This is a genomic window from Pseudoalteromonas sp. SR45-5 (assembly GCF_014163565.1).
Classification (GTDB): domain Bacteria; phylum Pseudomonadota; class Gammaproteobacteria; order Enterobacterales; family Alteromonadaceae; genus Pseudoalteromonas; species Pseudoalteromonas distincta.
Genome location: NZ_JACJDN010000989.1, coordinates 1 through 861, shown reverse-complemented (window position 1 = coordinate 861; position 861 = coordinate 1). Strand labels below are relative to the sequence as shown.

General features: G+C 37.0%; 2 protein-coding genes. Both read right to left on the bottom strand.

Annotated elements, in window-relative coordinates:
- On the bottom strand, positions 1–532 hold a 532-nt coding region (locus tag H5072_RS20570), incomplete at its 3' end, for a hypothetical protein (RefSeq protein WP_182694650.1).
- A gap of 23 nt (positions 533–555) precedes the next feature.
- Positions 556–861: EAL domain-containing protein (locus tag H5072_RS20565; RefSeq protein ID WP_182694649.1), on the bottom strand; the 306-nt coding region annotated here is incomplete at its 5' end.

Sequence of the window (861 nt, the reverse complement as noted above, 5' to 3'; positions counted from 1 at the left end):
TACCAGCATCACCACCAGTACCACCAGTACCTTGAGGTACAGTAGTTGTTGGTAAAACAACAACAGGAGGAGCTGCAGTTGGGGTATCATCAGTAGGACCCGCAGCAGTAGCTTCAGATGCAACTGTGGCATCTATACCAGCAGTAATTGCAGCAATAGTTACCGCATCACTATCAGAACCAGCAGTTACTAAGGCTGCTAAAAAGTCAGAAATTAACGCATTATCGGCACCTAAAGAAGCAACAACGGCGTTAATTAATATATCAAGTTGTTCAGCGCTACACGAACCGTTTGCAATAGGTGAATCGAGGTCAATAGGACCCATATCTTGGCAGAATTGCTCAATAGCAGCAACTAACTCATTTTGTAGTTCCTCAGACGAAATATCATCCGGAGCATTATTTAAAATATTAAGTAAATTAGTAAGGCTGTCAGATTGTACTACAACATCAGAATCTGCTTGTGAGTAAACAGGTGAAACGGTAAAAGCCATTGCACCTATTAATAAACTCTTTAAAAAAATTGATTTCATCTTGTGTCCCTTTAAGTGAGTATCTAATTACAGAATTTTAGCGTGTCTGCGCAAAAAGTAAACTCTTTATTAACGTTATCACGGTTCTTACCTGTAAGTACTTTAGAAGGCTCCATAATTAAATTACCTTGTACACCATCACAGCCTAAATTTTCAAGCATTTTTAATGTTTCGGGCTTTTCAATTAAGCATGCCAACACTTTAATACCAAAACCATGACAAATATTATTAACGGTTTGAATAAAAAACTGGCTTTGAGAATTATCTAACAAGTCTTGAATGTAGCTTCCATCAATTTTTACATATTCAATATCAAGGCCTTGTAAATA